Annotated in this window: 24 protein-coding genes and 2 pseudogenes; 17 read left to right on the forward strand and 9 right to left on the reverse strand. The window is 56.7% G+C overall.

From position 1 onward, the window contains the following. The first annotated feature begins 253 nt into the window (after positions 1–253). Positions 254–2,386 carry a polyribonucleotide nucleotidyltransferase gene (pnp, locus tag QTO30_RS15075; RefSeq protein WP_340424918.1) on the forward strand — a complete coding sequence of 711 codons (2,133 nt, stop codon included), beginning with the start codon at positions 254–256 and terminating at the stop codon, positions 2,384–2,386. Between the two features lie 238 nt (positions 2,387–2,624). Then, entirely contained in the window at positions 2,625–3,218 is a 594-nt protein-coding gene (locus QTO30_RS15080; RefSeq protein WP_340424919.1) for a hypothetical protein, read from the forward strand. A gap of 64 nt (positions 3,219–3,282) precedes the next feature. Here QTO30_RS15080 and QTO30_RS15085 read toward each other — a convergent pair whose 3' ends face one another. Then, entirely contained in the window at positions 3,283–3,936 is a 654-nt protein-coding gene (locus QTO30_RS15085; RefSeq protein WP_340424920.1) for a peroxiredoxin, read from the reverse strand. Positions 3,937–4,059: 123 nt separating this feature from the next. On the opposite strand from QTO30_RS15085, the gene QTO30_RS15090 reads away from it, so the two are divergent. The 3 genes from QTO30_RS15090 to QTO30_RS15100 all read left to right on the forward strand — a co-directional run bounded on the left by QTO30_RS15090 (position 4,060) and on the right by QTO30_RS15100 (position 7,123). Then, entirely contained in the window at positions 4,060–5,499 is a 1,440-nt protein-coding gene (locus QTO30_RS15090; protein ID WP_340424921.1) for an aldehyde dehydrogenase family protein, read from the forward strand. A gap of 96 nt (positions 5,500–5,595) precedes the next feature. After that, a complete protein-coding gene (locus QTO30_RS15095; protein ID WP_340424922.1) occupies positions 5,596–6,525 on the forward strand; it encodes a VOC family protein in 930 nt (309 codons plus the stop codon). A gap of 1 nt (position 6,526) precedes the next feature. Beyond that, positions 6,527–7,123: an alpha/beta hydrolase gene (locus QTO30_RS15100; protein WP_340424923.1), complete on the forward strand. Its 597-nt coding sequence runs from the start codon at positions 6,527–6,529 to the stop codon at positions 7,121–7,123. Here the strand turns inward: QTO30_RS15100 and QTO30_RS15105 are convergent. Next, entirely contained in the window at positions 7,120–7,767 is a 648-nt protein-coding gene (locus QTO30_RS15105; RefSeq protein WP_340424924.1) for an RluA family pseudouridine synthase, read from the reverse strand. The two genes, QTO30_RS15100 and QTO30_RS15105, sit on opposite strands and share 4 nt — an antisense overlap. Continuing rightward, positions 7,764–8,417 carry a YggS family pyridoxal phosphate-dependent enzyme gene (locus QTO30_RS15110; RefSeq protein WP_340424925.1) on the reverse strand — a complete coding sequence of 218 codons (654 nt, stop codon included), beginning with the start codon at positions 8,415–8,417 and terminating at the stop codon, positions 7,764–7,766. The genes QTO30_RS15105 and QTO30_RS15110 overlap by 4 nt, the downstream gene beginning before the upstream one ends. Before the next feature lie 226 nt (positions 8,418–8,643). Between QTO30_RS15110 and QTO30_RS15115 the strand changes: the two genes are divergently transcribed. From QTO30_RS15115 to holA, 6 genes are all read left to right on the forward strand, one after another. Continuing rightward, the gene (locus QTO30_RS15115; RefSeq protein ID WP_340424926.1) at positions 8,644–9,195 is read left to right on the forward strand and encodes a porin; all 552 of its coding nucleotides are present in this window, start codon (positions 8,644–8,646) and stop codon (positions 9,193–9,195) included. 10 nt (positions 9,196–9,205) lie between these two features. Then, positions 9,206–9,853, forward strand: coding sequence for a porin (locus tag QTO30_RS15120; protein WP_340424927.1), 648 nt, complete (start codon positions 9,206–9,208; stop codon positions 9,851–9,853). Between the two features lie 204 nt (positions 9,854–10,057). Next, positions 10,058–10,399 (forward strand): DUF3576 domain-containing protein, encoded by a 342-nt coding sequence (locus QTO30_RS15125; protein ID WP_445327194.1) that lies wholly within the window; start codon positions 10,058–10,060, stop codon positions 10,397–10,399. A 77-nt stretch (positions 10,400–10,476) separates the two neighbouring features. Continuing rightward, on the forward strand, positions 10,477–13,035 hold the full coding sequence (gene leuS / locus QTO30_RS15130) for a leucine--tRNA ligase (RefSeq protein WP_340424928.1): 2,559 nt from the start codon (positions 10,477–10,479) through the stop codon (positions 13,033–13,035). Continuing rightward, positions 13,025–13,510 carry an LPS assembly lipoprotein LptE gene (lptE, locus tag QTO30_RS15135; protein ID WP_340424929.1) on the forward strand — a complete coding sequence of 162 codons (486 nt, stop codon included), beginning with the start codon at positions 13,025–13,027 and terminating at the stop codon, positions 13,508–13,510. Before leuS ends, lptE begins: the two co-directional genes overlap by 11 nt. Further along, positions 13,507–14,529: a DNA polymerase III subunit delta gene (gene holA, locus QTO30_RS15140; protein ID WP_340424930.1), complete on the forward strand. Its 1,023-nt coding sequence runs from the start codon at positions 13,507–13,509 to the stop codon at positions 14,527–14,529. The genes lptE and holA overlap by 4 nt, the downstream gene beginning before the upstream one ends. Before the next feature lie 53 nt (positions 14,530–14,582). Here the strand turns inward: holA and QTO30_RS15145 are convergent, their stop codons facing one another. From QTO30_RS15145 to QTO30_RS15165, 5 genes are all read right to left on the reverse strand, one after another. After that, entirely contained in the window at positions 14,583–14,795 is a 213-nt protein-coding gene (locus tag QTO30_RS15145; RefSeq protein ID WP_340424931.1) for a hypothetical protein, read from the reverse strand. Between the two features lie 397 nt (positions 14,796–15,192). Beyond that, entirely contained in the window at positions 15,193–16,356 is a 1,164-nt protein-coding gene (locus QTO30_RS15150; RefSeq protein ID WP_340424932.1) for a TIGR03862 family flavoprotein, read from the reverse strand. Next, on the reverse strand, positions 16,353–17,660 hold the full coding sequence (locus QTO30_RS15155) for a mechanosensitive ion channel family protein (protein WP_340424933.1): 1,308 nt from the start codon (positions 17,658–17,660) through the stop codon (positions 16,353–16,355). Before QTO30_RS15155 ends, QTO30_RS15150 begins: the two co-directional genes overlap by 4 nt. A 58-nt stretch (positions 17,661–17,718) precedes the next feature. Next, positions 17,719–18,327: an enoyl-CoA hydratase/isomerase family protein gene (locus QTO30_RS15160; protein ID WP_340424934.1), complete on the reverse strand. Its 609-nt coding sequence runs from the start codon at positions 18,325–18,327 to the stop codon at positions 17,719–17,721. Further along, positions 18,324–19,088: an SDR family oxidoreductase gene (locus tag QTO30_RS15165; RefSeq protein WP_445327158.1), complete on the reverse strand. Its 765-nt coding sequence runs from the start codon at positions 19,086–19,088 to the stop codon at positions 18,324–18,326. Before QTO30_RS15165 ends, QTO30_RS15160 begins: the two co-directional genes overlap by 4 nt. Positions 19,089–19,200: 112 nt before the next feature. On the opposite strand from QTO30_RS15165, the gene QTO30_RS15170 reads away from it, so the two are divergent. The 6 genes and pseudogenes from QTO30_RS15170 (at position 19,201) to lpxK (ending at position 25,437) form a co-directional block, all read left to right on the forward strand. Continuing rightward, the gene (locus QTO30_RS15170) at positions 19,201–20,703 is read left to right on the forward strand and encodes a DUF2125 domain-containing protein (RefSeq protein ID WP_340424935.1); all 1,503 of its coding nucleotides are present in this window, start codon (positions 19,201–19,203) and stop codon (positions 20,701–20,703) included. Between the two features lie 122 nt (positions 20,704–20,825). Next, positions 20,826–22,172 (forward strand): TldD/PmbA family protein, encoded by a 1,347-nt coding sequence (locus QTO30_RS15175; protein ID WP_340424936.1) that lies wholly within the window; start codon positions 20,826–20,828, stop codon positions 22,170–22,172. Next, the gene (locus QTO30_RS15180) at positions 22,159–22,950 is read left to right on the forward strand and encodes a 3'(2'),5'-bisphosphate nucleotidase CysQ (protein WP_340424937.1); all 792 of its coding nucleotides are present in this window, start codon (positions 22,159–22,161) and stop codon (positions 22,948–22,950) included. Before QTO30_RS15175 ends, QTO30_RS15180 begins: the two co-directional genes overlap by 14 nt. Positions 22,951–22,986: 36 nt before the next feature. Beyond that, entirely contained in the window at positions 22,987–23,232 is a 246-nt protein-coding gene (locus tag QTO30_RS15185) for a DUF4170 domain-containing protein (RefSeq protein WP_340424938.1), read from the forward strand. 22 nt (positions 23,233–23,254) lie between these two features. Continuing rightward, a complete protein-coding gene (locus QTO30_RS15190) occupies positions 23,255–24,448 on the forward strand; it encodes a 3-deoxy-D-manno-octulosonic acid transferase (protein WP_340424939.1) in 1,194 nt (397 codons plus the stop codon). A 108-nt stretch (positions 24,449–24,556) separates the two neighbouring features. Beyond that, a pseudogene (gene lpxK, locus QTO30_RS15195) lies at positions 24,557–25,437 on the forward strand (tetraacyldisaccharide 4'-kinase). Here the strand turns inward: lpxK and QTO30_RS15200 are convergent. Then, positions 25,434–26,566: pseudogene (locus tag QTO30_RS15200) on the reverse strand (CaiB/BaiF CoA transferase family protein). The pseudogenes lpxK and QTO30_RS15200 overlap by 4 nt on opposite strands. Between the last annotated feature and the right edge of the window lie 18 nt (positions 26,567–26,584).

The following is a 26,584-nucleotide window of genomic DNA, read 5'->3' on the forward strand; positions in this document are numbered from 1 at the left end:
TTTCATATCTGCAGCATCCAGTAAGATGGGTTCAAAGCTGTATCTCGATGCAGACATTGACAACAAAGCTTCGTCGCATAAGGCACGACAAACCACTGATCGCGACACCCCCTTCCCAAACCACTTAAAACCCGCTAAGCCCCGCAAATCTTGAGAAGCAGGCGCCCGCATCCCAGCGCCATAGCAAGATACCGGGGTGAGGGGGAATACGCCCCCTACGCAAAAGGCCAAACAGGCCAACTAGGAAAACATCATGTTTAATGAAGTGAAGAAATCAATTCAGTGGGGCGAAGAAACGCTGACACTGGAAACGGGCAAGGTTGCCCGCCAGGCTGATGGCTCTGTCATCGCAACATTGGGTGAAACCAGTGTCATGGCGAACGTGACATTTGCGCGTAAGCAAAAGCCGGGGCAGGACTTTTTCCCGCTGACCGTCCACTATCAAGAGAAATACTATGCCGCCGGTAAAGTGCCAGGCGGCTTTTTCAAGCGCGAAGCGCGTCCGACTGAGAAAGAGACGCTGACCGCCCGCTTGATCGACCGTCCAATCCGCCCATTGTTCGTTCCCGGCTTCAAAAACGAAGTTCTGGTGATGTGCACGGTGCTGTCCCACGACATGGTCAACGACCCCGACATGGTCGCGATGATTGCGGCCTCTGCCGCGCTGACCATCTCTGGCGCGCCGTTCATGGGTCCGATTGCCGCTTGCCGCGTGGGGTATGAGGATGGCGAATACATCCTGAACCCTGAAATCGACGACATGCACAACCTGCGCATGAACCCAGAGCAGCGTTTGGACCTTGTTGTTGCCGGGACCAAAGATGCGGTGATGATGGTTGAATCTGAAGCTTACGAGCTGACAGAGGACGAAATGCTGGGCGCCGTCACATTCGCCCACGACAGCATTCAGCCGGTCATCGACCTGATCATTGATCTGGCCGAAGAAACCGCGAAAGAGCCGTTTGACTTCCAGCCAGAGGATTACTCTGAGCTGTCCGCCGCTGTGAAGGCCGCTGGCGAAGACAAGATGCGTGCTGCTTATGCGATTACCGATAAGCAAGAACGCACTGCCGCTGTAGCTGCTGCCAAGGCGGAAATTGTTGAGGCTCTGACCGAAGAGCAGCAAGAAGACGGCAACCTTGGTGCGGCGCTGAAGAAGCTGGAAAGCCAGGTTCTGCGCGGTGATGTTGTCAAGAACGGCAAGCGTATCGATGGCCGTGCCCTTGATACTATTCGTCCAATCGTGTCCGAGACAGGTGTCCTGCCCCGCACACACGGTTCTGCCCTGTTCACCCGTGGTGAGACACAGGGTTTGGTTGTGACGACGCTGGGTACCGGCGACGACGAACAGATGATTGACGCGTTGACCGGCATGTATAAGTCCAACTTCATGCTGCACTACAATTTCCCACCATACTCTGTTGGTGAGGTTGGTCGTGTATCTGGCCCGGGCCGTCGTGAAATTGGTCACGGCAAACTGGCATGGCGTGCGTTGCAGGCCGTTCTGCCTGCGGCGACAGACTTCCCTTACACCATCCGTCTGGTGTCTGAGATCACTGAATCAAACGGCTCGTCCTCAATGGCGTCTGTTTGTGGTGGCTCCTTGTCCATGATGGACGCAGGCGTTCCGCTGAAAGCACCGGTTGCCGGTGTGGCGATGGGTCTGGTGATGGAAGACGACGGCGAATACGCCATCCTGTCCGACATCCTGGGTGACGAAGACCACCTTGGCGATATGGACTTTAAGGTAGCTGGTACCGAAAACGGCATCACATCCTTGCAGATGGACATCAAGATCGCAGGCATCACGCCAGAGATCATGAAAAAAGCTCTGGAGCAGGCCAAAGCGGGCCGTCTGCACATTTTGGGCGAGATGGGCAAAGCCATCACTGGTGCGAATGAATTCAGCGTTCACGCACCTAAGATCGAAACCATGCAGATCCCAACCGACAAGATCCGTGAAGTCATCGGGTCCGGCGGTAAGGTTATCCGCGAGATTGTGGAAACATCTGGTGCCAAGGTTGATATCAACGACGAAGGTATCATCAAGCTGGCCTCTAACGACGCGGATGCGATCAAGAAAGCCTACGACATGATTCATTCTATCGTGGCTGAGCCGGAAGAGGGTGTGATCTACAAGGGCAAGGTCGTGAAGCTTGTCGATTTCGGCGCCTTCGTGAACTTCTTTGGAAAGCGCGACGGTCTGGTGCACGTGTCACAGATCGAAAACCGCCGTTTGAACCATCCTTCCGACGTTCTGAAAGAAGGTCAGGAAGTCTGGGTCAAGCTGCTGGGCTTTGATGATCGCGGCAAGGTCCGTTTGGCCATGAAGATGGTTGATCAGGAAACCGGTGAAGAGATCAAGAAAGAGGATGCTGCCGAGTAAGCAGCGTCTCTGCCCGGGGTTGTTCCGGGGTAACGAAAACACGAGGCCTCGGCGTCACTGCCGGGGCCTTTTTTGGTTTCAAAATCAAGCGTATAGTGCAATTGCACCAAGCAAATATGTGACATTTGGTTGGTTGCGTGACCCAATGCCGCCGTCATCACTGATACGTCCAATCAATGCCGTTAGAATTTCTTCACGCCGTAGGCGCTATGATTCTGTATTGTTGAAAGGAATTGGAATGAGTTTGAAGATGATGACAGCCGCACTGGCGATTGCATGCCTGAGCACTGCTGCACAAGCGCAGGACGCAGGTGAAATCTCTGTCGGTGTGGGCGTGACCAACTTTGGTTTCGCGTTGCAGGGTGAATATGATGTGGCACCGCAGGTTGCTGTGCGCGGCATGATCATGGGTGGCTTTGACATTGATGATGAGTTTGAGGTTGATGATGCCAATGTCGATGGGCAGGCTGATTTGGGCGGTGTCGCCATTCTGGCCGACTATTACCCGTTGTCGAACGCTTGGCGCGTGTCAGGTGGATTGTTCTTTTCGAACACCGAAATCACAGGACAGGTCATGGACGGCCTCTTGATTTATGATGGTGAGGTTGCCCTTAAAAACGAAGTGGCACCAATGATCACAACTGGCTTCAACACAAAGATCGCGCCGGGCTGGTCCCTGTCAGGTGATCTGGGGGTGATTGTTTCATCGTTGGAGGTTTCATCGGATGATCCAAGCACAGATGTTCAGGATGACATTTCAGAGCTGAATGATGATCTTGAGGATTTGCCAGTGCTGCCGTTTGTCGGTTTTGCTGTCAGCTATACCTACTAAAATCCCACAGCGCGAAAAAAAGCCCCGGTCAAAAGACGACCGGGGCTTTTCTGTTAGATAAGCGTCAGTCTTTTAGCTTGGTTGTCCGCAGATACGGCAAGACCGTGGTGAAATCACCAAACTTCGCCTTGGCATCTTCATCGCTGACTGTTGCTGGGATGATTACATCATCGCCCACGTTCCAGTTCTTAGGCGTGGCCACGCCACGCCCGGTGGATGTTTGCAGGCCGTCCAACGCCCGCAACACTTCGGCAAAGTTCCGCCCGACTGTCATGGGATATGTCATCGACAGCTTGAGCTGCTTGTCAGGGCCGATGATGAACACGGAACGCACGGTGGCGCTATCTGCTGGGGTACGGCCATCGGGCAGGTAGGCCTCGGCGGGTAGCATGTCGAAGGCTTTGGACAGTTCCAATCCGTCATCGGCAACAATCGGGAACCCGGCAGGTGCGCCGCCAACAGTTTCAATATCGCCTTTCCACTTCTTATGGTCCTCAACGCCGTCTACGCTGACGCCCATGACCTTGGTGCCGCGCTTGGCCCATTCGTCGGCCAGTTGCGCAACGGCACCAAATTCGGTGGTGCACACGGGGGTAAAATCCTTGGGATGTGAAAACAGGATTGCCCAGCTATCGCCGACCCAATCATGCAGTGACATTGTTCCCTGATCGGTCTCGACCGTCAAATCAGGGATGGTATCGTTGATGCGCAGACCCATTGTAGTACTCCTTGCTCTTCATTTTCCGAATTCAATATAGGGGGCATGGCGGCGCAACACCACATCCGCTTGCGCAACACCTTTTGCGATGCCACATATTCTGTGAGCGAGAGGAGAGCTGCCATGATTGAGAGTCGCAATTTCTATATCAACGGTGCGTGGGTGCCGCCGGTGCAAGCGCATGATTACCATGTGATTGATCCTTCGACCGAAGATGCTTGTGCCGTAATTTCCTTGGGCGATCAGGCGGACACCGATGCCGCCGTTGCGGCGGCTAAGGCTGCTTTTCCCGCGTGGGCGGCGACCGATCCTGAGGTGCGCGCCGGATATGTCAAAGGCATTCTTGCACAGTATGAAGCGCGTGTTGAAGAAATGGCCGAAGCCATCAGCCTCGAGATGGGTGCGCCCATTGATATGGCGCGCAGCAGCCAAGCCCCGTGCTTGCCATGGCATTTGGAAAGCTCTCTTGCGGCGTTCAAAGAGATCGCGTGGATTCGCCCGCTTGGCCCCCACGCACCGAATGATCGTATCGCGATGGAGCCAATTGGCGTTGTGGGCCTGATTACGCCGTGGAACTGGCCGATGAACCAGGTGACGCTCAAGGTGATCCCGGCGCTTCTTGCTGGTTGCACGATGGTTCTCAAACCATCCGAGGAGTCGCCTTTGTCTTCACTCCTCTTCGCTGAATTTGTCCATGACGCGGGCGTCCCGGCTGGTGTCTTCAATCTCGTGAACGGTGATGGTGCCGGGGTCGGCAGTCAGTTGTCCCGCCACGAAGATGTGGCGATGATCAGCTTCACGGGGTCAACCCGTGCCGGTAAGGCGATCTCTGCCGCGGCTGCTGAAACGCTCAAGCGCGTGACGCTGGAATTGGGGGGCAAGGGTGCCAATGTGATCTTTGCCGATGCGGATGAGAAGGCGGTCAAGCGCGGCGTAATCCATTGCATGAATAACTCCGGTCAGTCCTGCAATGCGCCGACGCGCATGTTGGTGGAACGCTCGATCTATGACCAAACAGTCGAGGCTGCGGCCGAGATTGCCAAAGGGATCACCGTTGGTCCGGCGTCTGAGCCCGGTCGCCATATTGGCCCCGTGGTAAACAAAACCCAATGGACCAAAATACAGGACATGATTGAGGTGGGCATCAACGAAGGTGCCCGGCTTGTTGCCGGTGGCCCCGGCCTGCCCGAGGGGATGAATCGTGGCTATTATGTCCGTCCGACGGTCTTTGCTGATGTGACCAACGACATGCGCATCGCGCAGGAAGAAATCTTTGGCCCGGTTCTGTCGATCATCCCGTTTGACGATGAGGCAGATGCGGTGAAGATTGCGAATGACACACCTTACGGTCTGACCAACTATGTTCAGAGTGAAGACGGGGACAAACGCAACCGCATGGCCCGCGCGCTGCGTTCTGGCATGGTTGAGATGAATGGCAAAGGTCGCGGGGCCGGGTCGCCCTTTGGTGGTGTCAAGATGTCAGGGCGCGCCCGCGAGGGCGGCGTTTGGGGGATTGAAGAGTTCCTTGAGGTCAAGGCCATCTCTGGCTGGGCTGCCGAGTAATGTCATGTGCATGGGCGCACCAAATAGGTGCGCCTATCGGTCTTTTGTGCGACGGCGTGATCGCTATCTATTCTGTCAAAGGAATAGGAGAGCGTTATGCTAAAACAGATCAAAGGACTCCACCACGTCACCTCGCTGGCCAGTGATGCCCGCGAGAATAATGCCTTCTTCACGAATGTGCTCGGCCTGCGCCGGGTGAAGAAGACCGTGAACTTCGATGCACCCGACGTCTATCACCTCTATTATGGCGATAAGGCTGGATCGCCGGGTACTGTCATGACCTACTTCCCCTTCCCGAATGCGGGGCGCGGGGCAAAAGGTGTGGGTGAGGTTGGGCGCACCGCGTTCAGTATTCCAACCGGGTCTTCACAGGCTTGGCTGGACCGGTTTGCCACGTTCGCGGTTGATGGCGTCGCGCAGGATACCCGCTTTGGTGAAAAGCGTGTGCTGTTTGATGGTCCCGATGGTGACCAGTTTGCCCTAGTTGAAAGCGACGACGATCGCGCCCCTTGGACCGGGAATGGCGTGGGTGAGGCGATGGGCATCCATGGCTTCCACTCTGCCGATATGCGTCTGAAGGATGCGGCCGTCAGTACTGAGCTGTTGCAGTTCATGGGATATGAAAAGCTGGACAGCCAAGACAATGTCACCCGCTTCTCTGTCCCCGGTGGCAATGACGCCAACACGATTGATATCGAAGAGCTGCCAAACGCGGGCCATGCCGCGCAGGGGGCCGGATCGGTGCATCACATCGCGTTCGCCGTGGAAAACCGCGCGCGTCAGTTAGAGGTGCGCGAGGCATTGCTGGACACCGGCTATCAGGTGACGCCAGTCATCGACCGTGACTACTTCTATGCGATCTATTTCCGCACGCCCGGTGGTGTGTTGTTTGAGGTTGCCACGAATGAGCCCGGCTTTGACCGCGACGAAGACACAGCCCATCTTGGCGAAGCGCTCAAACTGCCTAGCCAGCATGAGCATCTGCGTGGGCGGTTGGAAGGTATACTTCAGCCGTTGGGTGACTGATATGTCCTATGTAGCGAAACGCACGGAAGGGGCAGCGGGCAAACCGCTGTTCCTGACATTCCATGGAACAGGCGGCAATGAAGACCAGTTTCATGGCTTTGCCGAACAGTTGATCCCCGGTGCCCATGTGACCTCGCCGCGCGGTGACGTGTCTGAACATGGCGCGTTGCGGTATTTTCGTCGCACGGGCGAGGGTGTCTATGACATGGCTGATCTGGCGCAGCGGACGGCCGCGATGGCCGGTTTCATAGAGTCTGAGAAAGACTCTACGTCGCCGTCAAAGACGCTTGGTTTGGGTTATTCGAACGGGGCGAATATTCTGGCGGCGGTTGCGCTTGAACGGCCTGCGCTGGTGGATGATCTGATCCTGATGCACCCGCTGATACCATGGGCGCCTGATCCGCAACCCGGTCTGGCGGGGCGTCGCATCTTGATCACAGCGGGTGAGCGCGATCCGATTTGCCCGGCACCGATGACACAAGCCTTGGCGGACTATCTAGGCACGCAGGGCGCAGGCGTGACAGTGCATTGGCACCCTGGCGGGCATGAGATTGCTCAGTCGGAAGTTGATGCGATTGCGCAGTTTGTCACAGGCTAAAAAGGGCACTTCGCCGTAACACGCATGCCTTGCCCGCCATCGGGATGCCGAAATTGCAATGTCTCGGAATGCAACATCAGGCGCGGGAAATCCCGCGCCTCACCTTCTGCGTAAAACGGATCGCCTAGGATCGGGTGGCCGAGTGCTAGCATATGCACCCGCAACTGATGCGACCGTCCGGTGCGTGGCATCAGCCGAACGCGGGTTTCGCCAGCCTTTGCCCGCACAACGCGCCAATCGGTGACCGCTTGCTTGCCGTTCACTTGATCCACCATTTGCCGTGGACGGTTCGGCCAATCGACAATCAATGGTAAATCAACGGTGCCGGTCTTCTCGGTCATCTCACCCCAGACGCGGGCGACATAGGTTTTCTTGGTCTGCCGCTTTTCGAATTGCAGGCCAAGGTGGCGCTGGGCATGCGGCGTCAGGGCAAAGATCATCACGCCGGATGTGTCGCGATCGAGGCGGTGCACCAGAAGGGCGGTGGGAAACGCCGCCTGCACACGTGCCATCAGGCAATCGGCAAGGTGGTCGCCCTTTCCGGGTACGGACAAGAGCCCGCTGGGTTTGTCGACCAGCAGCACCTCATGATCATCATGCAGGATGGCAAGCGGGTCTTGCGGCGGGTTGTAGTCGCCGCTCACCCGTAAACACGCTCACCAAAGATGGCAGAGCCGACGCGGATATGCGTGGCCCCCAGCGCGATGGCGCTTTCAAAGTCGCTGCTCATACCCATAGATAGCCCGGTCAGGCCATTGCGTGCCGCGATCTTGGCCAGCAGGGCAAAGTGCAAAGACGGTTCTTCATCAACGGGCGGAATGCACATCAGGCCCTTCAGTGGCAGGTCAAGCGCGCGGACCTCGGCTACAAAAGCATCCGCCTCTGCGGGCAGAATGCCCGACTTCTGCGGCTCTTCGCCTGTATTGACCTGAATATAAAGATCGGGGCAGTGGCCCAGATCCTGCGCATGGCGCGCGATTGCCTTGGCCAGCTTGGGGCGATCAACGGTATGGATCGCTTCGGCCAACTGCATGGCTTGCTTGACCTTGTTGGTCTGCAAGGGCCCGATCAGATGAAGTTCGATGCCGTCATAGCGCGCGCGAAAATCGGGCCATTTGCCTGCGGCCTCTTGCACCTTGTTTTCGCCAAAGATGCGGTGGCCCTCTGCCAGCACCGCTTCAACCCTTTCGTTGGGCTGCACTTTTGACACGGCTATCAGCTTTACATCATCAGGATTTCGGCCCGCCGCATCACATGCGCTCGCGACTCGGGCCTGAATTTCGGCTAGGGGCATGGCAGACTCCAAGAAATAAGGATCACGGTAAGTTTCGGGCTGAAATAGTGCGAAATTGCACCCGTGTCATGATTGAAATAATTGTGTGTCATTGATGCATCATTTTTATCAAAGACAGGAATTACAGCCCTATTTCACTTGAGTGTTAAGGTGGAAGGGCGCAGGTAGACGCCAATGCTAGGACAACTGGCATTCTTGGGAATGCATAACACGAGGGAAAATATCCATGAAAAGCACCCTTCTTACAACAACAGCGCTGATCCTGCTTGCAGGTACATCCGCTGTTTACGCTGATGGCCATGCTGGCGTCTCTTTCAGCGGCGACTTTACACTTGGCTTCAACGACGACAACGATGATGATGATACAGTAAAGATTGGCGACAACGACGGTTTCTACTGGGAAGGTGACCTGAACGTCACTGGTACAGCGGCACTGGACAACGGTGTAACGGCGTCTGCGACTTGGGAATTCGACATCACAGACGAAGACAACGGTCAGGCAATCAACTCTGATAGCGTTGTTTTGTCGCTGACAACAGACGATGCTGGCCTGTTCTTGGGCGACACAGCATTTGCTGCTGAAACTCACTGGTCCGCTGCTGGTGACATGGAAGCCGATAACTTCTCCGAAGCGGATGGTGAAAATGTTCTGCGCGGTGACGTGTCAGTTGCTGGCATCGACGCATCTGTATCGCTTGCTCTTTCGAACAACAAAGGTGAGTTGGTCTCTGACGATACTGAAGAAGACTACGCACAATTGTCTGTTGGTGCAGCTTAGCGAATTTGGTATGTTTAACTTTGCTGTGGCATATCAAGAAGAGAACGAATTCCCCGGTTATTTCACCAATGATGATGATGTAGGCCCTCCAATCACTGGCGACAACGGCGACTTCACCGACAACGAAATCTTTGGTATCTCGGCTGGCGTAAGTGTTGCTGGTGCAGACATCACATTGGCATACGCCCAGAAAACAGGCCTCGGTGCTGATGATGACGAATCATCCACAGGTATTCAGGTTGCATACCCATTCGGTGGCGGGATCACAGGCACAGTTTACTATGTGTCTGAGGACGACAACGACAACGACGAAGATAACTACGGTGTGACTGTAGCTTATGCACCAGATGGTGGCCCATTTGCGGTGACCCTTGATTACGACTACGATCAAGGCGTGAACAAAGTTGCGCTGGACGGTTCTTACGACGTAGGTAACGGCTTCACTGTACTTGCCGGTGTCTTTGATGAATCTGACAACACGGCCGCTGCTGATGACGGCACAGACTTCTATGTCGCTGGTACATACGACCTCGGCGGTGGTGCAGAGCTGCTGGTATCCTATGCCGAAGCAGAAGTTCCAGGCACAATCGACGACGACGAAGTTGGTGATCCAGAGTACCAGGTTGGTACAACTGTTGAAGTATCCTTCTCCTTCTAATCGAAGCAGAACGATCTGAAATAGCGAGAGCGGCCCCTTGGGGTCGCTCTTTCTTTTTGTGCAGGCCCCTAACCGCTTGTGACCACGTCCCCCCTTCGCTACATATTCCTGCAACGTGATTGACCCGATCAGAGGGGAAGTGGTTTGACTGTGATTTCTGGAATTTGGCGCAAGGCGCTGGCGATCTTTGCTTTGGCGGCCCTTGTGGCTTGTGGCAGCGGCACCCCGCCAACCCCACGGGGTGCAGAGAATGTTGCGGTGAACCGCTATCTTTGGGCCGCCTCGCTGGATGTCCTGAGCTTTTTGCCGGTGCAATCCGCCGATCCATTTACCGGCGTGATCACAACAGGCTTTGGGACACCCCCCGGCAGTGGCCGCGCCTACCGTGCAACGGTGCAGGTGACTGATCCGGCGATGGATGCCCGGTCACTAAACGTCAACCTGCTGACCCGCAGCGGCCCAGTTGCTGTTGAGACGGAACGCGCTGTGACAGATGCGATCCTCGCGCGTGCCCGCCAACTCCGTATTGCTGATGGCGCCCTATAGCCATCGGCATAAAGCCCGATTATGAATAGCGCCGGGCCCACTGCCCGGCGTTTTGCTTTTTTCGAAAGACCGATGAGATGACGACTTACACCCCCGCCACGATCGAGGCGAAATGGCAGGATGCCTGGGCCGAGGCCCAGACCTTTAAGGCTGAGCGCAGCGCGGATAAGCCCAAGTACTATGTGCTTGAGATGTTCCCCTATCCGTCAGGCCGCATCCACATGGGTCACGTGCGCAACTACACCATGGGCGATGTGATTGCGCGCTATAAGCTGGCGACCGGGCATAACATCTTGCACCCGATGGGTTGGGATGCTTTTGGGATGCCCGCCGAGAATGCGGCGATGGCATCGGGCGGCCACCCGAAGGATTGGACCTACAGCAACATCGCCGACATGAAGGCGCAAATGAAGCCGCTGGGCCTGTCGATTGATTGGTCGCGAGAGTTTGCGACCTGCGATCCGGACTATTACGGCCAGCAGCAGGCCCTGTTCATCGACTTCCTGTCTAAGGGCCTGATTTACCGTAAGAAAGCCGTGGTGAACTGGGACCCGGTCGATATGACCGTGCTGGCCAATGAACAGGTCATCGACGGCAAGGGCTGGCGCTCTGGTGCCGAAGTTGAGCGGCGTGAGTTGGTGCAGTGGTTCTTTAAGATCAGCGATTACTCCGAAGAGCTGTTGAGCGCCATCGACGGGCTGGATAACTGGCCCGCCAAAGTGAAACTGATGCAGGCGAACTGGATCGGTAAATCGCGCGGCTTGCAGTTCGCCTTCCAGCGCACCGATGGTGGTGAGATCGAGGTTTATACGACCCGACCGGATACGCTGCTGGGGGCGTCCTTTGTGGGCGTTTCTCCAGATCACTCGCTGGCAAAAGAGTTGGAAGCGAAAGACGAAGCTGTTGCCGCGTTCTGTGCAGAATGCCGCAAAGGTGGCACGACTGCTGAGGCGATTGAGAAGGCCGATAAGTTGGGCCATGACACCGGCCTGCGCGTAAAGCATCCGCTGGAGGGTCAACCGGACCTGCCCGTCTACATCGCAAACTTCATTCTGATGGACTACGGCACTGGCGCGATTTTTGGCTGTCCGGCCCATGACCAGCGCGACCTTGATTTCGCGCGTAAATACGGCCTGCCTGTGATCAGCACCTATGCGCCTTTGAAGGACGAAGGCATAGTGATGCCCGAAGATGGCGGCGATGCTTATGTCCCGCCAAAGTCAGAACCCGTCATCTATATCCGCGGTTTCGCTGGCGAGACCGAGCAAACCGGCGACGCGGGCATTGCCACAGCGATTGCCTTTTGTGAGAAGCATGCCATCGGCGAAGGTGTGACCAAGTTCCGCCTGCGCGATTGGGGGTTGAGCCGCCAGCGCTATTGGGGTTGCCCGATCCCCGTTGTTCATTGCGATGACTGCGGCGTGGTGCCTGAGAAGAAAGAGAACCTGCCGGTTGAGCTGCCCTATGACGTCAGCTTTGACGTGCCTGGCAATCCGCTAGACCGTCACCCGACTTGGCGCGACTGCGTTTGTCCATCCTGCGATAAGCCCGCAAAGCGCGAAACGGACACGATGGACACGTTTGTGGATTCGTCGTGGTACTTTGCACGCTTCACCGCGCCTGACGCGGACACGCCGACGAAGATGGAAGATGCCGCCTATTGGATGAACGTCGACCAGTACATCGGTGGCATTGAGCATGCGATTTTGCACCTGCTCTACAGCCGCTTTTTTGCCCGCGCGATGCAAATGACCGGCCACCTGCCGCAAGGCACCGAAGAACCGTTTAATGCGCTGTTTACGCAAGGCATGGTGACGCATGAGATCTATGTGACACGCGATGAAAGGGACCGCCCGGTCTATCATCTGCCCGAGGATATCGAGTGGACCGAGAGTGGTGCACGCTTAGGTGCGACCGGGCAGGATGTTGATGTGATCCCATCTGCGAAGATGTCGAAGTCCAAGAAGAATGTCGTCGACCCGGACAACATTCTGGCCAAATACGGTGCCGACACGGCCCGCTGGTTCGTACTGTCTGACAGCCCGCCCGAGCGTGACGTGGAGTGGACCGCCTCGGGCGCCGAGGCGACCTACAAGCACCTGAACCGCGTCCATCGTGTTGTGACCGAGATTGCGGCAATGGATGAAGGCACGGGTGCGGGTGACGAAGACCTGCTGCGTGCCATGCATAAGGCAATCCATGACGTGACTATGGGGGTGGAGACGTTTGGTTTTAATGCAGCAATTGCAAAGCTTTATGCTTTCACCAACGTATTGGCAAAGTCAAAGGCGGGTGGTGCCGCCAAACGTCAGGCGGCCCGGATTCTGGCCCAGTTAATGTCGCCGATGACCCCACATTTGTCAGAAGAGATCTGGTCGATGCTGGGGGGTGAAGGTCTGATCGCGAATGCGTCCTGGCCGGTCGCGGATGAGGCAATGCTGGTGGAAGACACGGTCACCATGCCGATCCAGATCAACGGCAAACGCCGTGCGGAAATTCAAGTGGCTGCCGATGCCTCGAAAGATGCTGTCGAAGAGATGGCAATGGCATTGGAGGTCGTGCAGAATGCCCTTGACGGCGGGGCCCCCAAGAAGCTGATCGTTGTCCCAGGACGGATTGTAAACATTGTCATCTAAGCCCATCCCCCGCCGCGTCCTTCTCATCGGATTGATGGGGCTGGCGAGTTGCGGCTTTGTGCCGATTTACGGCGCTGACAACGGGTTCAGAGGGCAGGTCGATTTTTTAACAGACGAGAGCATCGCGGGCTTTCGGCTACGCGAACGGCTGGAAGATCGACTTGGCCGCAGTGTTGCGCCGCGGTTCACGCTCAAGACGACACTCCGGTCTTCGCAAAGGGCTGCGGCGATTTCCTCAGAAGGTGATACATCACGCTTTAACATCATCGGGACGGCAGAGTGGTCGCTGGTTTCGCTTGAAACCGCGGCAGTCTTGGACAGCGGCAAGGTTGAAGCCTTTACCAGCTATTCGGCCACCGGCTCGACTATTGCGACGCAGGCGACACGGGACGATGCCGAGGCGCGGTTGTCGGTCATATTGGCAGATCTGATTGTCAGCCGTATCCTTGTTCTGGACACTGAGCAGGACCAATGAAACTAACCGGTGCTGCGGCCAACACTTATTTCCGCCAACCGGACCCGTCGCATGCGGCGCTCTTGATCTTTGGTGCCGATCCGATGCGCGTTGCTGATAAACGTCAGCAGGTGATCAATGCATTGGTCGGCCCACAGGGCGAAGAAGAGATGCGGCTGACCCGGATCAGCACCGCTGATTTGCGCAAGGACCCAGCCTTGCTGGACGATGCGATCAAGGCGCAAGGGTTCTTTCCAGGTCACCGGGTGGCCTTTGTCGAAGATGCCACCGATGGGATGTCGAAGGTGTTGGCTGCGGCCTTGGCCGATTGGCAGGCAGGCGACGCACAGGTCGTGATTACCGCTGGTCAGTTGACCGCGAAATCAGCGCTGCGCAAGGTGGTTGAGGGGCACAAAAATGCCGTCGCAATTGGCCTATATGATGACCCGCCGACTGTTGCCGATGTGGAGCAGGCACTCAGGGACGTTGGCGTGGATTTGCCCGAACGGGATGTGATGGACACATTGATGTCGCTGGCCAACAGCTTAGAGCCCGGCGACTTCAGACAGACAATCGAGAAAGTCAGCCTTTACAAACGCGGCGATGATACTGCCCTAAGCATCGCAGATGTGACCGCAAACGCCCCACAATCGGCCGAGGTCGATATTGATGACGTGCTTGAGGTTGTCACAACGGGGCAGGCGGATCGGCTTGGGCCACTTCTGCGGAACCTCTACGCACAAGGGGTAACGCCTGTCGCGCTAAGCATCGGAGCAATGCGCCACTTCCGCAGGCTGCATGCGGTGGCAAGTGATCCGGGCGGTGCGGCTGCTGGGGTTGGTCGTTTGCGTCCGCCCGTCTTTGGTCCACGTCGCGACAAGATGGTGCGACAGGCCAATCATTGGGGCCGTGACCGGGTTGAGAAGGCGCTCACCGCGTTGACGGATGTCGACCTACAGTTGCGTTCTGCAAATACAGCGCCGCCCAATGCATTGATGGAGCGCGTTCTGATCCGGCTTGCAATGCTGGCGCGTCGATGACACGAAAAAAGGCAGGCCAAGGCCTGCCTTTCCATCAAAATCGTAGACTTTGATTAGTCTTCAGCAGCGGCTGCAGCGATCAGAAGTGCTGCAAGCACACCCAGAACAACATATGTTGGGCTAACAGAAGAAGCAGCTGGTGCTGGTGCTGGCTCGGCCATCACGACAGGTGCTTCCATAACTTCGTCGGCCATGCCACCAGCTGTGGCGGCAACGCCGGAAACTGCAAGAGCTGCGGCAGCGGCAAGTGTTGTTGTAAAGCGCATATTGATACTCCATTCATGCACGGGGCGGTGAGGTCAAAGCGTGACCGAACCACATTGTGACATTGAATCAGGGATTGCCGGTAAATCCTAGATGCGAAAATACATGGAATATCTGGCGCATTTGGGCAGTATCATGCCGAGGCCGCAGATTCCTACTCTACCGCATGTAACGGAACAAATATTATTTATTTATAACAAATAGTTATGTGGTTTCTGTATGGGCAACGCCTTGCTTGACGCGGCACTGCCCCACGATGTGTCAATAGAAAACAGTCTGAAGTAGGTGTATTTCCGCAACAGTTCTAACCGCAATAAGACGTGAGTTGGCGCTTTTCACGATCCGCTGCAAGGATTCTGATTTGCCATGTTGTGGCAGACAACTGTTACTAATCCCTGCTCACCCAATGAAAGCGGCGGCGCTCGCACCTGCCAGTGCCCCGGTCGCAAGGCACCCCGTGATCAGATAACCGCCGGTTGGGGCTTCCCAATCCAGCATCTCGCCTGCGCAAAACACGCCCGGTCTATGTTTGATCATCAGGCTATCGGTCAGTGCATCAAACCGCATACCGCTGCAAGCGGTCGAAATCGCTTCATCGATCGGTCGCGGTCCTAGATGTGTGATCGGCAGCGCCTTGATCAACGGTGCCAGATCATCAGGCAATGGTCGCCCGAATTCTGACAGCAATGCGGTTTGTACTGGTGTGAATTTCAGCATCTTGCGCAAGTGGTTTGACAGGCTGCTCTTACCACGTGATCTGCTTAAAGCAGAGCGTACCCGATCGTGCGACCAGTCCGGTTTCAGATCAATGGTCAACGTCGCCCCATCACGCATGGCACGTGAGACCATATAGATCCCACCTCCTTCGATTCCCTGCTCGGAGATGATGAATTCGCCGCGTGATCTCTGATCTCTGGCGGTCAGCGCAACCGATTTCACAGGTGTCCCAAGGTATGGTTTCATGTGGTCCGACCAATCGACAACAAATCCCATGTTGGTAAGCTGAAACGGTGTAACATCCTGTGCCAGATGTACGGCCCATTGGCCATTTGCGCCCAGGCGCCTCCAGCTTGCGCCCCCTGTTGCAAGGATGGTGGTTTTCGATTGTATCCTTTGCAGGCCTAAGGGGGTTTCAAAAATCAGGTTGTTGCCCTGCCATCCGTTCCACCGCCAGCGGGTTTCCAGACGCACACCAAGATCACTCAGACGCGCCAGCCATGCGCGTAGTAGGGGTGACGCCTTCATTACCGTTGGAAAGACCCGTCCGGTTGATCCGGTGAAAACGGATTGTCCCAACCCTTCTGCCCAATTGATCACCTGATCGGGGCCGAACTCATCAAGCGCTTTTTGCAAAGCAGCGGGCAACTGGCTGCCGTAGGCGGCAAGAAAAGCGGCACTTGGTTCAGCTTTGGTGATGTTCAGCCCAGATTTTCCGGCCATCAGAAACTTGCGCCCCACCGAGGGCATCGCCTCTGCCACCGTAACCGACAGACCAGCCTGCCCCAAGACCTCAGCCGCCATCAGGCCAGCGGGGCCTGCGCCAATGACGACGGCGTCTGTCACGTGGGCATCTGCCCTTTGAATTCGACCACGCGATGCGGATAAGGGATTTCGATATCGTTTTCCTTGAGTGCGTTCCAGATAAGGAACAACACGTCAGAGGCATATTTGTTCTTGCCGTCGTCGATGCCTTCGACCCAGAACTCAACACCAAAATCAATGCCGCTATCGCCAAAGCCGCGCAACTCGCAATCAGGGCCTTCAGGTTCTTGCAAAACACCGGGGTGCTTGGACACCGCCGCTTCGATGATCGCGGGGACTTGGTTGATATCGGTGTCATAGCTGACCGAAAACGGCACTTCCAAACGGTTGGCAGAACCCGAGTCGGAATAATTGACCACCCGTGTCGTGATGAAATCTTCGTTCGGGACCACGATCCACCGTCCATCGAATGTCTCAAGAATCGTTGCACGCGCGGTCATCTTGATGATGGTGCCTGCCTCGCCGCCATCCAGTTCGACATAGTCGCCGACGGTAGCTTGCCCTTCGACCATCAGGATCACGCCCGAAATGAAGTTCGACGCGATCTTTTGCAAGCCAAAACCAAGGCCCACACCAACGGCACCGCCAATGATCGCGAGCGAGCTGAGGCTGATGCCCATGATGTTCATCAGGATCAGGAAGGCGATTGCGAAGATCGCGAACTCGGATGACTTTATGGCCAACTGCCGAATCGCAGGCCGCATCGGCTGTTGTTCGATGTAGGACGACGACTGCGAGTTGGACCATTGGCCCAGCCAGAACAGGATGCTGCCAGCAACGATGCCCCTTACAATTGCCAGAGCAGAGAAACTGATGTTGCCGAGGTTAACCTGGGCTGCATCGAGCGCCGCGACGATCTCATCCAAAAAGCCCACCGCGTAGAGTGCGGCCGCCGGGACGAGAACGTATTTTGCAAGTGTCCGTAGGAAGGGATCGGTGATGATGTGCTTGGCCAAGGCGCGAGCGGCCAAAAACAGGAAAACCCGTTTGCCAAAGGCGATGACGGCGCCGGACCCGAAGAGTGATCTTGTGACAGCTTCGCCGATGGCGGTGAAACCATAGGCCAATAGCGGCAAAAGGAGCGGGAGAAAAATCAGAATGAAATGGCGTGCCTTTGCCAGAATAGACTGATTGGCCGCATCCGGTGTCAGCAAAGCGGTGAGACGTGGTGTAACGATCCGATTGACCAGACGCGCCAGCAGATAGGCCCCGATCAGCAGCGCAAACTGCGACCATGCCGCGGGCGACAAAAGCCAATCCTGCGCCAGTACCAAGGCCTGATCAAAGGCGTCGCGCGCCTGATCCATCAATGTCGTTGGTTCCATCAGGGCCGCCCCTATCCCGTTTCTTTTGTTCTGACGTCTGCCTGTTCAACAAGCATGGCTAAGCCGTCATGCCCTTAATGCCCGCAATATGGTCAGGTGCGGCGGACAGCACATCGGCACCCAGTGCAAGGGCCGTGCGACGCAATGCATCGCCGTCAACGATCTGATTAACCAGGCCCCAGCCATAAGCTTGATCAGCGGTGATTTTCTGGCCTGCCATCAAGATCAGTTTCGCGCGCGCTGGGCCCACCAGCGTGACAAGACGCGGTGGGTCGGACGGTTGCGGCAGAAAGCCTAGCTTCATCACCGGGTAGAAGAACTTGGCTTTTGCAACCGCGATGCGCAAATCGCAGGCCAGCACCATGCCGAACGCGCCGCCTGCGACAGTGCCGTTCAGGGCCGCAATTGTCAGTCCTGGTAGATTGGCAATCGCGGTCGAAAGCCTTTCCCAGACAGGATCTGTAGCAAGGCCTGCGCGCGCGGCGTCCAGATCAGCGCCTGCGCTGAAGACGCCGCCGGTGCCCGACAGGATAAAGAGTTTTGCTGATTGTGCGGCCTCGGCAATGTCGGCCAATTCGGTCAGCATTTCACGCGTGAGTGCCCCGGCCTTGTCGGGTCGGTCAATCGTGACGGTCCATGTATCCCCGTCCTTGTCGCAACGGATCATGTAAGGCCGACCTTTTTGCGAATGTCATCTTCGCGCAAGCTGATGTCTTCGCCCAGATAGTCGTCTGCTTCGGGGGTACACATCCACAAAAGCGCCTGTGCTGGCCATTCCGGTGGGATATGTACCGACCAGTCAAGCTGGCTGACCGGGTTGATGCCAGAGGCCTTAATTTCGCGTTGCATCTGGGTGGCGACGGTGCCGGGGGACAAGCCCATGATCCGCAGACCTTTGTCGCGCGATTCCTTATCTGCCGCGCGAGTCAGCATATAAACGGCCGCTTTCGAGCTGCAGTAGGCCGTCCACCCCTCTACCGGGCCATGCGCTGCCCCCGATGAAATGTTGATAATTGTGCCGTGCCCCTGCGCAATCATCCCCGGCATCACGGCATGCAACCCATGCATTACGCCTTTGAGGTTGATGTCGATTGTACGTGACCATGCCTCTGGATCGGTGTCTTGCAAGTGGCCGATGGGATCAACAATGCCCGCGTTGTTGACCAGCACATCCAAGCCGCCAAAGGTCTGCGCAGTCGCCTCAACCGCTGATGCGACCTCGGCGTAGCGCGAGACATCGCAGGGAATCGCAAGTGCCTTCTCACCGATTTTCCCTGCGATTTCAGCAATATGGTCTGTGCTGCGTGCAACAAGGGCAACATTTGCGCCAACTTCGGCAAAAGCATAGGCGGTGGCCTCTCCAATCCCGCGGCTGGCCCCGGTGATAAGTACGGTTTTCCCGACTAAATTGATGTTTTTCACGGCCATCCCTTTCGGATTATGTTTTGGGTAGCTACTTATCGAGTCAATAGTAACGCCCTTTGGCCCATATTAGAAAGTCAAGGCGCGTTCCGAAAGAGACATAAAGAAAGGACCTTTAATGATCTATTCAACTGGAATGCGCAGCGCTGTTTGCATCGCCGCACTAATCGCTGGCAGCGCAGCAAACGCCGATGTGACGGCCGCGCAAGTCTGGGAGGACTGGAAGGCGCAGTTGGCCATTTATGGCGAAGACAACCTGACGATTGGCGCAGAAGAGACCTCAAGCGGTACGGTCACAGTGCGTGATCTTGGTTTGCGCGTGTCAGACGACGACGTCACGGCTGAAATGACGATGGAGGCTATCACCTTTAACGAGCAGTCTGACGGTTCGGTGCGCGTGACGATGGATGAAAGCTATCCGATGGTCGTGACTGGCGACGATGGTGTGGTGATCACAATCAACGTCAGCCAGCAAAACATGGAAATGATTGTCAGCGGTGATCCTGATGCGATGGATTATGAGGTCACTGCCGATCAATATATGATTGCGCTTGAAGATGTCGTCGATGGTGATGTGACCTTCACAGGTGACGCAGAAATCGCAATGAATGATGTTGATCTGACATATCAGACCACGGTTAGTGACCTGCGCAATATCTCTTACGGTGGCACGATCGCATCCGTTGACGTGCTTGTTGATTTCCAGATTCCTGGCGGCGGTGGTGAATATGTGACTGGTGGTGGCAAGATGGTTGGCCTGACGACGCAGGCTGAGATGGCCGTGCCACTGGATGCAAACTTTGAAGACCCCGATAGTCTGGTGAACGACGGTTTCGCGATGGCGGGTGGGTATACGATCGACAGCGCGGACTATATCTTTGATGTGAACGCGGACGGCGATCAGGCCTCTGGTTCTATCAGCATGGGTGCATCCATGCTGACGGGTGAGATGAATAGCGACACCGTAGGCTATACCTCGAAAACAGACGATATCGCGCTGAATTTTGTCTCTGGCGATCTTCCTCTGCCGGTTGAACTGAGCCTGGCGCAATATGGCATCAACTTTCTGATGCCGATGGGTGCAGCGGATGAAGCGTCTGACTTTGCCATTGGTTTTGATCTGATCGATCTGAATATCAGTGATGCGATCTGGAATATGTTTGACGGAGGCAGTGTTTTGCCGCGCGATCCAGCCACGATCCAATTGGCAGTCAGCGGCAAAGCCAAGGCGCTGTTTGATATGTTCGATCCCTCACAGCAGGATGCGATCAACGATGCCGAGATGCCATATGAACTGGAATCAGTTTCCATTGATACCCTGAACATCAACGCAGCAGGCGCAATGGTCACGGGCGATGGCGCGTTCACCTTCGACAGCAGCGATATGCAGAGCTTTGCACCGCTGCCGCGCCCGGAAGGTGAAGCCTCGGTCGAGATTACAGGCTTTAATGCGTTGCTTGATAACGTCGTCGCTATGGGTCTGGTCCCAGAGCAGGACGTGATGGGTGCGCGTATGATGATGGGCATGTTTGCCCGTTCAACCGGTGACGACAAGATGGAGACATCAGTTGAAGTTCTGCCGAACGGACAAGTCAATGTGAACGGCAACCGCGTTCGCTAACCACATCGGTTTTGCAATGGGGCGCGGGTGGCAACACCTGCGCCCTTTGTGCTGTGCGTATCCCTTGGCCTTGCGGGCCAGACGCCAGCGCACTAGGTCTTTGGTCAAGCAAAGGATACCTGATGACCCAATCTCTTTCCGACCTGTCTGATCAAATCTTGCAAGCGGCCAAACGCGCTGGCGCAGATGCCGCCGATGCGATTGCGGTGGACGGCACGTCACTGTCGATCACAGTGCGCGAGGGCGCTCTGGAACAGGCGGAGCGGTCTGAGGGTATCGACATTGGTTTGCGGGTCTTTGTCGGACAGCGGCAGGCCTGTGTATCGTCGTCCGACACCAAGCCCGATACGCTGACCCAAATGGCCGAACGTGCCGTTGCAATGGCCAAGGAAGCACCAGAAGATCCGCACGCAGGCTTGGCTGACGCAGCGCAGCTGACGACAAACACTGCCACTGAGGCGTTGGAGCTATTTGACCCAAGTGAAGAACCGGACCCGGCTGCCTTGCAAGAGGATGCGACCCGCTCCGAAGCGGCGGCATTGCGCAACGCAGGGATCAGTCAGGTCCAATCCGCCTCTGCGGGCTATGGCCGCCGCCGCATTCATCTGGCAGCGTCCAACGGGTTCTCAGCCGGATATGCGCGCAGTGACCGCGGTCTGTCTTGTGTTGCCATCAGTGGTACAGGCACAGGAATGGAACGTGACTATGACTATGATAGCCGCGTGTTTCAGGCCGATTTGCGCGATGCAGAGGAAATCGGGCGTATCGCGGCGGAACGTGCGGTTGAGCGTGTCGGTGCGAAGAAGCCGCAGACAGGTGCGTTTCCGGTTCTCTTTGACGAGCGTGTTGCCAGTTCGTTGATTGGCAGTTTGCTACAGGCCACCAATGGGGCAACGATTGCGCGTGGCTCCAGTTGGCTGCGCGATGCTGTGGGGGAACGGGTCCTGCCCAAAGGGCTGTCCGTCATCGAGAACCCCCATCGCGCCCGTGTTACGGGGTCGCGCCTGTTTGATGCAGAAGGATTGGCCACATCGCAGCGGGCTATTGTTGACGATGGCGTGTTAACAGGGTGGACACTGGATCTTGCGACAGGTCGCAAGCTGGGCATGGAAAGCACAGCAAACGCGGCGCGCGGTACCACTTCGCCACCCACCCCCAGCCTGACGAATGTGGCGCTGACCCAAGGCGATCAATCTCGCGCTGACCTGATCAAGGAAATGGGTACCGGGCTTCTTGTGACCTCGATGATCGGTTCGACCATCAACCCCAACACAGGCGACTATTCGCGTGGTGCTGCAGGCTTTTGGGTCGAGAACGGCGAAATTACTTACCCGGTGAACGAATGCACGGTTGCCGGGAACCTGCGCGATATGCTGAAGACGATTGTACCAGCCAACGACGGGCGCATGCATCTTTCGCGGGTTGTACCCTCTTTGCTGGTCGCGGGGCTCACCCTTGCCGGAGACTGATCTCGTTTTGCTGGTCGAGGCGGCACGCCAGTCCGGCGACATCGCAAAACGCTATTTTCAGCAAGACCCAGATGTGACGGACAAACCCGGCGGGGCAGGGCCGGTGACGGCGGCTGACCTTGCTGTCAATGATATGCTGGAAGGTGTCCTGCGGGATGCGCGCCCAGACTATGGTTGGCTGTCAGAGGAAACCGAGGATACAACAGCCCGGCTTGAGACCCGGCGCCAGTTCATCGTTGATCCGATTGACGGCACACGCGCCTTTATCGACGGTAGCAAAGACTGGGCGCATTCGCTTGCCATCACAGAGGATGGCGTTCCTGTCGCTGCGGCGGTGTATCTGCCCATGCGTGACATGATGTTTGCAGCTATGAAAGGCGCAGGTGCCACGCTGAATGGTGCGCCGATCAAAGCGACAACGGCACCAATGGCAGAGGCGACTTTGCTGGGTGCAAGGCCAAACTTTGAAGGACGTTTTTGGAAAGGCGGTATGCAGCCGCCCATCAAACGCGCGTTTCGTTCATCGTTGGCCTACCGGCTTTGTCTTGTGGCGCAGGGGCGGTTTGACGGGATGATCACACTGCGCCCCAGTTGGGAGTGGGACATTGCCGCTGGCGCATTGATTGTGGAAGAATCGCAGGCTTCGGTCACCGACCAAAATGGCATGGGCTTACAATTTAACAACAAGTATCCTCAGGTTCCAGGTGTACTGGCTGCCGGATCAGGTTTGCACAGTGATCTGCTGGCCCGGCTTGAGCCACAACAGCCAAACCCCTAGAGTGCACCCAACACGCATACATACAAAGGTATTCCCATGACACAGCGCTTGCATCTCGTCTTCGGCGGTGAGCTTATCGACCCAAGCAAGAACGCGTTCAAAGATATTGAAGCAATTGATATCGTTGGCATGTTCCCCGACTACGACACCGCCTACAACGCATGGAAAGGTGCCGCCCAGCGCACGGTGGATAATGCCCATATGCGCTATTACATCGCGCATATCCACCGTTTGCGGGATGAAGAAAAAGAGTCCTCTCCGACCGAAGAACTCGACAACTGATGTGAGGCTCTAGGATCGCAAAATGGCAAGGTCCCTCGCAATTGCGGCCTATCTGGCGGGCCTTGGATCGCCGGGCAGGCCTAGCAATCCCACAGAACAGCCGCCCCGACCGACAGGAACGATCATCTGGGCGCGGTGTAGCCATCCGGACCAACTGACTGCGGTTGAGACGTTGGATCGCAAGCTGGCAGAGGATGGCGACCCAGTGCATGTTATTGCAACGCTGCTGGACTGGAACCCGGTTTTTGCAGATCGTGCCCTGCCAGAGCCGCGGGGCCGCCCCGACATTCGCGAGTTCATCGCCCACTGGCAGCCCGTCATGAGCGTTTGGGTCAGAGGTGATCTTGACCCCATTTTATTGGCCGAAATGCGCAATGCCAATATTTCGACTGTGTTTGTCGATGCTTCTGCTGAAGGGTTGGAAGACGTTGCAGGCACATGGGTACCTGGTGCTATGCGGTCGCTTTTGTCGCAGTTTGAGGCCGTCTTTGCCCTGGACCAAAACGCTGCCGATCGCCTGATCCAGTCAGGAACCCCGCCCGAAACCGTTTTAGTCACCGGTGCGATGGAAGACTGCGCACCTACTTTGCCTTGTGATGAGAGTGACAGGAGCGAAATTGCCGCTGCTATCGGCACGCGCCCGGTCTGGCTTGCGGCCGCGGCCTCACTGGATGAGTGCAAAGGTATCGCGCGTGCGCAGCAGGTCGCGAGCAGACGTGCGCATCGGCTTCTCTTGATATTCGTACCCAAACATCAGGTCATGGCCTCGCATATCGCGGATGAATTACGCCGATACGGCTTCAACGTGGCGCTGCGGTCGTCCGAACCGGAACCTTCAGAGATTACACAGGTTTATGTTGTCGATACCGACGAAGAACTTGGACTGTGGTATCGCATTGCGCCCATCACCTATCTGGGCGGCACGCTGGATGGCGGCGGATGCCGTGACCCGTTCGAAGTTGCAGCTTTAGGGTCTGCTGTTCTGTATGGTCCGCAGGTGGCACCTTTTCAGCGCCATGCGGCGCGTCTGAATGCGGCGGGCGCGTCCCGTCTGATCCGGTCGGCGTCTGATCTGGGGCCAAATGTGGAAAGCTTGCTGTCTTCGGAAAAAACCGCGCAGTTGGCACATGCCGCGTGGGACGTCACCTCGCGCGGGGCCAGCGTAACCAACCGAATTGCCGCGTTTATTCAGTTGCGGCTGGAAGAGTTGGTGTAACGGATGCGTGCACCTTCATTTTGGTTTACGCCACCGGATCGCCCAGCATTGCTAGCCCGGGCTTTGGTGCCACTGGCGGCGCTCTATGGTGCGGCAACGGCGCGGCGCGTGCGGCAGCCACCCAAGATTGACGCGGATGTGCCGGTGATTTGCATCGGCAACATCAATGCGGGCGGGACTGGCAAGACACCCACAACAATTGCGCTGATCGAGCGGTTGGTGGCCAGAGGGCGCGCACCGCATGTCGTCTCGCGTGGCTATGGTGGCAATCTGAACGGTCCTGTACGGGTGGATGAACGCAGCCACAAAGCGGCTCAAACCGGGGATGAGCCGCTTCTGCTGGCTGCCTTTGCCCCAACATGGGTGGCTGAGGACCGCGCTGCGGGGGTGCAGGCCGCGCAAGCGGCGGGTGCTGATGTGATCTTGCTGGATGACGGATTTCAAAACCCCGATTTGGCCAAAGACCTGTCGGTCGTCGTGGTGGACGCGATGCGCGGGTTCGGCAATGGCCGCGTGATCCCTGCTGGTCCGTTGCGCGAGACTGTGACGGCGGGCCTACGGCGCGCCGATCTGGTACTTTCCATTGGTCCGCCTGACGCGCAGGACCGGTTCAGCGCTGACTGGAGTTTTGATGTTCCGCACCTTGTTGGGCATCTTGCACCTTTGCCAACCGGTATGCCTTGGCGCGATTTGAAGCTCCTGGCCTTTGCCGCATTGGCCACCCCGAAAAATTCTTTGTTACTCTGCGCGATATGGGGGCTACGCTGGTCCGCGCCGAGGCGCTGGGCGATCACCAGCCACTGACAGATGCGCTGATGAAGCGGCTCGAGATTGAGGCAGAGGCGCGAACGGCGCAGTTGGTGACGACAGAGAAGGATGCCGTGCGCCTACCTGACAGTTTTCGCATGAAGGTGCTGACGCTACCGGTACGTTTGCAATTGGTGGATTGGGCACCGATTGATGCGGCCTTTGACAGGCTAGGCCTTTAGTCCAACAAATCCTGATCGGCCCCCAATTTGGGTGATGCGGCCTTTGGGTCGACATCTGCATCTGAAAACGTAATCGGCAATCGCACGGATGGGATACCCTCCAGATCAACGCGCAGACCGCGATGAATGACCTGCGGGTCGGCGAAGGTTTCTTCAAGATTGTTGATTGGTCCTGCTTAAGCACGCCGTTTTCTTCGCAGGCGGCCAACAAATCCGCCTTCGACCGCTGCCGCGTCTTCTCGGTCAGCAGCGTTGTCAGAGCCTCGCGGTTCGTCAGGCGGGCGGCATTCGTTGCATAGTCGGGGTGTTCAGCCAATTCTACCAACCCCAGAAGGTCGCAGAAATGCCCGTACTGCCCATCGTTTCCGCTTGCGACAATGATATGCCCATCGGCGCAATCAAAGACCTGATAAGGTACGATATTTGGATGCGCATTTCCCATCCGCTTGGGCGCGTCGCCCGTCACCAAATAGTTCATGGCCTGATTGGTCATCACGGCAGTGGCAACATCCATCAGCGCCATATCAATATGCTGGCCTTTGCCCGTTGTATGGCGCTGGTTTACCGCGGCGAGGATGCCGGTACAGGCGTAAATGCCGGTAAACAGATCGGTTACCGCGACACCCACCTTCTGCGGTTGGCCATCGGGTGGGCCGGTGACTGACATCATACCAGACATGCCTTGGATGATGTAGTCGTACCCGGCGCGTTTAGCGTAGGGCCCGTCCTGACCGAACCCCGTAATCGAACAATAGATCAGGCGTGGATTCAGGGCAGACAGGCTGTCATAATCGAGGCCGTATTTGGCTAGCCCGCCAACCTTGAAGTTCTCGATCAGGATATCCGCATCGGCAACAAGCTGGCGCACCTGTTCCTGTCCTTCCGGTGTCCGCAGGTTGATGACAACGGATTTCTTGCCGCGATTGCAGCAATGGAAATAGGCGGCGCTTTTCTCGCCATCATGGTCAACAAAGGGCGGGCCCCATTGGCGTGTATCATCGCCTTGGGGGCTTTCGATCTTAATGACCTCTGCCCCAAGATCAGCAAGGGTTTGACCGGCAAGCGGGCCCGCAAGGACCCGCGCCAGTTCAATTACTTTCAGGCTTAAGCAAGGGGCTGCATGGGTCATTCTTTCAGTTCAAGCGAT

It is taken from the genome of Yoonia sp. GPGPB17, assembly GCF_037892195.1.
Classification (GTDB): domain Bacteria; phylum Pseudomonadota; class Alphaproteobacteria; order Rhodobacterales; family Rhodobacteraceae; genus Yoonia.

What these genes read in the sequence shown, in the direction of transcription:
- pnp (WP_340424918.1), top strand. Translation starts at nt 254, where the DNA reads ATGTTTAATGAAGTGAAGAAATCAATTCAGTGGGGCGAAGAAACGCTG.
- QTO30_RS15080 (WP_340424919.1), top strand. Translation starts at nt 2,625, where the DNA reads ATGAGTTTGAAGATGATGACAGCCGCACTGGCGATTGCATGCCTGAGC.
- QTO30_RS15085 (WP_340424920.1), bottom strand. Translation starts at nt 3,936, where the DNA reads ATGGGTCTGCGCATCAACGATACCATCCCTGATTTGACGGTCGAGACC.
- QTO30_RS15090 (WP_340424921.1), top strand. Translation starts at nt 4,060, where the DNA reads ATGATTGAGAGTCGCAATTTCTATATCAACGGTGCGTGGGTGCCGCCG.
- QTO30_RS15095 (WP_340424922.1), top strand. Translation starts at nt 5,596, where the DNA reads ATGCTAAAACAGATCAAAGGACTCCACCACGTCACCTCGCTGGCCAGT.
- QTO30_RS15100 (WP_340424923.1), top strand. Translation starts at nt 6,527, where the DNA reads ATGTCCTATGTAGCGAAACGCACGGAAGGGGCAGCGGGCAAACCGCTG.
- QTO30_RS15110 (WP_340424925.1), bottom strand. Translation starts at nt 8,417, where the DNA reads ATGCCCCTAGCCGAAATTCAGGCCCGAGTCGCGAGCGCATGTGATGCG.
- QTO30_RS15115 (WP_340424926.1), top strand. Translation starts at nt 8,644, where the DNA reads ATGAAAAGCACCCTTCTTACAACAACAGCGCTGATCCTGCTTGCAGGT.
- QTO30_RS15120 (WP_340424927.1), top strand. Translation starts at nt 9,206, where the DNA reads ATGTTTAACTTTGCTGTGGCATATCAAGAAGAGAACGAATTCCCCGGT.
- leuS (WP_340424928.1), top strand. Translation starts at nt 10,477, where the DNA reads ATGACGACTTACACCCCCGCCACGATCGAGGCGAAATGGCAGGATGCC.
- holA (WP_340424930.1), top strand. Translation starts at nt 13,507, where the DNA reads ATGAAACTAACCGGTGCTGCGGCCAACACTTATTTCCGCCAACCGGAC.
- QTO30_RS15145 (WP_340424931.1), bottom strand. Translation starts at nt 14,795, where the DNA reads ATGCGCTTTACAACAACACTTGCCGCTGCCGCAGCTCTTGCAGTTTCC.
- QTO30_RS15155 (WP_340424933.1), bottom strand. Translation starts at nt 17,660, where the DNA reads ATGGAACCAACGACATTGATGGATCAGGCGCGCGACGCCTTTGATCAG.
- QTO30_RS15160 (WP_340424934.1), bottom strand. Translation starts at nt 18,327, where the DNA reads ATGATCCGTTGCGACAAGGACGGGGATACATGGACCGTCACGATTGAC.
- QTO30_RS15165 (WP_445327158.1), bottom strand. Translation starts at nt 19,088, where the DNA reads ATGGCCGTGAAAAACATCAATTTAGTCGGGAAAACCGTACTTATCACC.
- QTO30_RS15170 (WP_340424935.1), top strand. Translation starts at nt 19,201, where the DNA reads ATGATCTATTCAACTGGAATGCGCAGCGCTGTTTGCATCGCCGCACTA.
- QTO30_RS15175 (WP_340424936.1), top strand. Translation starts at nt 20,826, where the DNA reads ATGACCCAATCTCTTTCCGACCTGTCTGATCAAATCTTGCAAGCGGCC.
- QTO30_RS15185 (WP_340424938.1), top strand. Translation starts at nt 22,987, where the DNA reads ATGACACAGCGCTTGCATCTCGTCTTCGGCGGTGAGCTTATCGACCCA.
- QTO30_RS15190 (WP_340424939.1), top strand. Translation starts at nt 23,255, where the DNA reads ATGGCAAGGTCCCTCGCAATTGCGGCCTATCTGGCGGGCCTTGGATCG.